At 71.2% G+C, this 5890-nt stretch carries 4 protein-coding genes; 3 read left to right on the top strand and 1 reads right to left on the bottom strand.

The window, feature by feature from the left end; genetic code table 11:
• Positions 1–72 precede the first annotated feature (72 nt).
• Positions 73–759, bottom strand: a complete 687-nt coding sequence (locus tag AC1MIR_RS10310) for a Crp/Fnr family transcriptional regulator (RefSeq protein ID WP_480028077.1) — start codon at positions 757–759, stop codon at positions 73–75.
• Between the two features lie 109 nt (positions 760–868).
• Between AC1MIR_RS10310 and AC1MIR_RS10305 the strand changes: the two genes are divergently transcribed.
• From AC1MIR_RS10305 to AC1MIR_RS10295, 3 genes are all read left to right on the top strand, one after another.
• The gene (locus tag AC1MIR_RS10305; RefSeq protein WP_480028076.1) at positions 869–2857 is read left to right on the top strand and encodes an amidohydrolase; all 1989 of its coding nucleotides are present in this window, start codon (positions 869–871) and stop codon (positions 2855–2857) included.
• A gap of 30 nt (positions 2858–2887) precedes the next feature.
• Positions 2888–4699 carry an amidohydrolase gene (locus AC1MIR_RS10300; protein ID WP_480028075.1) on the top strand — a complete coding sequence of 604 codons (1812 nt, stop codon included), beginning with the start codon at positions 2888–2890 and terminating at the stop codon, positions 4697–4699.
• A 111-nt stretch (positions 4700–4810) separates the two neighbouring features.
• Positions 4811–5890, top strand: a 1080-nt coding sequence (locus tag AC1MIR_RS10295; protein ID WP_480028074.1) for a PAS domain-containing protein, incomplete at its 3' end; no start/stop codon positions are given.

Here is a 5890-nt window from a genome sequence, read left to right as displayed (position 1 = left end):
GGAGCTCGGCGAGATGGCGAATGCCTCGCGTCACCTGGTCAATCGCACGCTCGGCGCCTTCGCGGCGCTGGTCTAGCCGACGAAGCGGGCCAGGGCCGCCGCATCGCGCACCGCGATGCGCCCGTATCCGACCTCCACCCAGCCCCGCGCCGCGAAGGCGCCGAGCGTGCGATTGACCAGGTGACGCGAGGCATTCGCCATCTCGCCGAGCTCCGCCTGGGTCAGCCGGAATCCCGCCGGGTCATCGGCCCGCAGCCCGTCCGGCGCAGCGGTCACGCGCAGCAGCGTCGCCGCGATCCGCCGGTCCGGCTCGCGGATCAGCAGGTCCGAGACGGTGTGGATCGCGACATCCATGCCGAAGACGCTCATGGCGCCCAGCGCGCGCGCCGCCTCCGGCAGGGCGCGCGAGACGGCCTCCAGCGCGGCCAGCGGCACGTGGAAGGCGAAGCTTGGCTCGGTCGCGCGGAAGCTCAGCACCCGCGGGCGCCGCGTCATCAGCGGCCCCTGGCCGAACCAGACCGGCGGGCGCAGGATGGTGGCGAGGTCCGGGCCGGCCGCGCGGGTCGCCACATGCACGGCAAAGCCGCCGGCAACCAGGCCATAGATCCCGCCCGGCGCATCCCCCGCATGGAAGGTGTAGGACCCGACCTCGAAGGCTTCGAGCCGCGCCGCGGCGAGCAGCGCGGCGCGGAAGGCCGCCGGCTGATGCGCCAGCCAGCCGCCCTGCATCGCGATCCGTTCCGCCGCCGCGCGATCCATGCCGGTTGCCCCTCAGAATTTTAACCCTCTTCGGGTCGCAGAATGTCGCGAACGCGACAATGACGAAAGCGCGATCATGGAACCCTCGTGCCGCGAGGGAGGAACCTGCATGACCACACGACGACGTTTTGCCGCGGGCGCGCTCGCCGCACCGCTGCTTGGCCGCCAGGTGGCCGCGCAGGCGCTTGGCCTGCAGGACGTCATCGGTCGCATCGCGCCGCAGCGCGAGGCGACGATCTACGTCGCCCGCGCCGTCCACACGATGGATCCGCGCCGCCCGCGCGCCGAGGCGGTGGCCGTCGTCGGCGACCGCATCGCCGCGGTCGGCACGCTCGCCGAGCTGCAGGCGCTGGCCGGCGACCAGCCCTTTCGCGTGGACCGGAGCTTTGCCGACAAGGTGATCCTGCCCGGCTTCGTCGAGCAGCATGTCCATCCGGTCCTCGCCGGGCTGATGGTCATCACCGAGGTGATTGCCATCGAGGACTGGGACACCACGGCGGGCTTCCGCCCGGCCGTGCGCGACGAGGCGGGCTATCGCCGCCGCTTCGCCGAGGCGCTCGCCGCCCACAAGGCGCGCGACCCGCAGGCGGTGTTCCTGACCTGGGGCTACCATCACTACTTCCACGGCGCGATGTCGCGCGAGTGGCTGGACCAGCAGGCGGGCGAGACGCCGGTGATCGTCTGGCACCGCAGCCAGCACGAGGTCTATCTCAACAGCGCGCTGATGCGACGGATGGGCGTGGACGAGGCCTTCCTGGCCAGCTTCACGCCGAGCCAGGCGGCGCAGGCCGATGCCGCCAAGGGCCACTTCTTCGAGCAGGGCACGCTGAAGGTGCTGGAGAAGGTCGCCCCCGCCATGGCGACGCCGGAGCGCCTGCGCGAGGGGCTGGAATTCACGATCGGCTACTACCACCGCAACGGCATCACCACGGCGGCCGAGCCCGGCGGCTTCTACTCGAAGCCGCTGCAGGACGCGATCAACGCCGTCTATGCGGCCGATTCCGTGCCCTTCAACCACTACTTCATCCCCGACGGGAAATCCTTCGCGGCGATGTTCCCGACCGACGGCGCGGCGCAGATCGCCGAGGCGCAGAAGCCGCTCGCCTGGGGATCGGGGCGCGCGCGCTGGCTGCCGAAGCAGATCAAGTTCCTGACCGACGGCGCGATCTACAGCCAGCTGATGCAGATGAAGGACGGCTACACCGACGGCCACCATGGCGCCTGGATCATGGATCCCGACGTCTTCAGCGTCGCCTTCCAGACCTTCTGGGACGCCGACTACCACATCCATATCCACAACAACGGCGATGGCGGGATGGAGGTGCTTCTCGCCAACCTCGAGCGCGCGCAACGCCGCCGGCCGCGCTTCGACCACCGCACCACCATCGTGCATTTCGGCTTCGCCGCGCCCGAGCAGATCGTCAAGGCCGGCCGGCTCGGCTGCATCGTCAGCGCGAACCCGTACTACGTCACGGCGCTGGCCGGGCGCTATGCGCAGATCGGCATCGGGCCGGAGCGCGCGCGGCGCATGGTACCGCTGAAGGAGGCCGAGAATGCCGGCATGTCCATCTCCTTCCATTCCGACATGCCGATGGCCCCGGCCAAGCCGCTGCAGCTGATCTGGGCGGCGGTGAACCGCGTGACGGCCGAAGGGCCGGTGATGGGGGAGGACCAGCGCGTCTCCCTCGACCTCGCGCTGCGCGCCATGACGATCGAGGCGGCCTTTTCCATCAGGCTGGAGGACGAGGTCGGCTCCATCACCCCGGGCAAGTTCGCCAATTTCGTCGTGCTGGACCAGGACCCCTACGCGGTCGCGCCGGCGGCACTGAAGGACATACCGGTCTGGGGCACGGTGCTGGAGGGGCGCGTGCAGCCCGCGCCGAGCGCGGCCCGGCGGGCGGAGACGCCGCCGCGCACGCGGCTCGGCGGCGGGATCGCGCCTTCGGGCCGCTTCGCCGCCTCCGATCCCGCGCTTCGCATCGAACCCGCCTGCGGCCCGCACGGCTTCTGCAACCATGCGGGCGATTCGGCTGCGCTGGGCTGTGGCTGCGGCGGTCGCGACGTCTTCGCCGCCCTGATCGAGCGCCAGCTCGGTTGAGCCGCGCCAGCACACCACGGAGACCATCGCATGTGCATCGCCTGCTCCCCCTTCGGCGCTTCCTTGGCGCACTCCCTCGCCGCGCGGCGCGCGGTGCTCGGCGGAACGGCGCGGCTGGCCGCGGGCGTCGGCGCGGCGGGGTTCGGCAGCCTGTTCCGCTGCGCCGCGGCCCAGACTCCGGGAACGGCGCCGGGCGCAGCGGCGGGCGGCGCGGCGGAGGCGATCTATCTCGGCGGCCCGATCCTGACGATGAACGACGCGATGCCGACGGCCGAGGCGGTCGCGATCCGCGGCGGGCGCATCCTCGCCGTGGGCACGCGCGCTCAGGTGGAAGCAACGCGCGGGGCGGGGACACGCATGGTGGATCTCGGCGGGCGGACCATGCTGCCGGGCTTCTTCGACGCGCATGGCCACGCGATGATCTGCGGCCTGCAGGCGCTGACCGCGAACCTGCTGCCTGCCCCGGACGGGGAGGGCGACGACATCCCCGCCCTGATCCGGCTGCTGCGCGAATGGGCCGAGGCGAACCCGCAGGCGGTGCGCCGCTACGGCCTGATCTTCGGCTTCGGCTACGACGAGAGCCGGCTGAAGGAACAACGGGTGCCGACGCGGGACGACCTCGACCAGGTCTCGACCGAGGTGCCGGTGCTGATCATGCACACCTCCGGCCATATCGGCGTCGGCAATTCCAAGGCGCTCGAGGTCGCGCGCATCACGGCGGAGACAGACGATCCCGAAGGCGGATGGTTCCTGCGGAAGGAAGGATCGCGCGAGCCGAACGGCATCGCCCAGGAACTCGCCATGGCGCAGCTCTTCGCGCCGCTGCTGGCGCGCTTCGACCGCGACGCCTGGCTCGCCATCGTCAAGGCGGGCGCGGAATTCTACGCCTCCTTCGGCTACACGACCTGCCAGGAGGGTCGCGCCATGCCCGGCGCGATCGAGAACATCGTCGCGGCGGCCGAGCGCGGCCTGCTGCCGATCGACTACATCGCCTATCCGGACATCGTCGCCACGCGCGACCAGATCCGCGCGCCGCTGCTGGCGCGAACCTACCGCAACCGCTTCCGCATCGGCGGCGCCAAGCTCACCATCGACGGATCGCCGCAGGGCAAGACCGCCTGGCTGTCGCGCCCCTATCACGTGCCGCCGCCGGGCCAGCGGCCGGATTATTGCGGCGCGCCGACCATCGCGCCGGAGGCGGTGTTCCGCGAGGTGGACCGCGCCTTCGCCGAGGGCTGGCACCTGCTGGTGCACGCCAATGGCGACGCGGCGATCGACCTGATGATCGCCGCGGCCCGCGCGGCGACGCAGAAGCACGGCCCCGCCGAGCGCCGCATGACGCTGATCCACGGCCAGGTGACGCGCGAGGACCAAGTGGATGCGCTGAAGGCGCTCAACATCATCCCCTCGCTGTTCCCGATGCACACCTTCTACTGGGGCGACTGGCACCGCGATTCCGTGCTCGGGCCGGAGCGCGCCGAGAACATCTCGCCGACCGGCTGGTGCCTCAGGCGCGGCATGATCTTCACCTCGCACCACGACGCGCCGGTGGCCAAGCCCGATTCGATGCGCGTGCTGTCCGCCACGGTGACGCGGCGTTCGCGCACGGGGGACATCATCGGCCCGCAGCAGCGCGTGCCGGTCGAGGTGGCGCTGAAGGCGATGACGATCTGGCCCGCCTACCAGCACTTCGAGGAGGCGTCGAAGGGTTCGATCGAGGTCGGCAAGCTTGCCGACTTCGCGGTACTGTCCGACAACCCGCTGACGGTCGACCCCGAGACGCTGGCGGCGCTGCGGGTGACGGAGACGATCAAGGAAGGGACGAGCGTATTCCGCGCCTGAGCCTGCCGCGGGCGGATCAACGCCGGCCGCGCCTCAACTTCCCGTGTGCCGTGCGCAACCGCGCGTTGAGCCCGGCGACCAATGTCTCGGACCAGCGTTAACGTCGGCTGCATGGACCATCAGCAAAACGGCGCCTCGCCCGGCGCGACGACGACAGCGACGGAGGCCGCGACGCCGCGCTCGGGCGATGCCGGGCAGTCTTATTGGCGGCGCCCCACGACGCTCGACGCCACGCTGCCCGAGATCGGCAGCGGCGAGCCCAGCGACGCGGAGTTCCGCTTGCTGGCCGACAACTTTCCGGCGCTGTGCTGGATCGCCCGCGGCGACGGCTACATCGTCTGGTATAACAGGCGCTGGCACGAATACTGCGGCACTACCCCCGACGCGATGGAAGGCTGGGGCTGGCAGAGCGTCCATGACCCCGAGGCACTGCCCCGCGTCCTGGATCGCTGGAGGAAGGCGATCGCCACCGGCGAGCCATTCGAGATGGTGTTCCCGCTGCGCGGATCCGACGGTCTCTTCCGGCCCTTCCTGACGCGCGTCGTGCCATTGCGCGACGCATCGGGCCGAGTCCTGCGCTGGTTCGGGAAAAACACCGAGGTCTCGCAGCAACTCCGCACGGAAGCGGCGCTCCGCGACACCGAGGCGCGCTACCGCGTCCTCACCGAAGCGATGCCGCAGATGGTGTGGTCCACCCTGCCGGACGGGTACCACGACTACTACAATGCCCAATGGTATGCCTTCACCGGCGTGCCGCGGGGCAGCACCGACGGCGAGGCCTGGAACGGCATGTTCCACCCCGACGACCAGGAGCGTGCCTGGGCGCGGTGGCGCCACAGCCTCGAGACCGGCGAGCCCTATGAGATCGAATACCGGCTGCGCCATCACAGCGGCGAGTACCGCTGGACGCTCGGCCGCGCCCTGCCGGTGCGCGATGCCGCCGGGCGCATCCTGCGCTGGATCGGCACCTGCACCGACATCGACCATGCCAAGCGCGTGGCGGCGCAGAACGAGATCCTCGGGCGTGAGCTGAGCCACCGGATCAAGAACATCTTCGCCGTCATCCATGGGCTGATCCGCCTGTCTGCGCGCCGCGATCCGGCGGGGGGGGGGGGGGGGGGCGGCGCCGCCGGCACCACCACCACCCCCCCCCGCCCCCCCCGCCCCGGCGCCCCCCGCCCCCCCCCACGC

This window comes from Falsiroseomonas sp. RANM36 (genome assembly GCF_056682175.1).
Note: the sequence above shows the minus strand (reverse complement) of the source record. Positions and strands in the feature narration are given on the sequence as shown.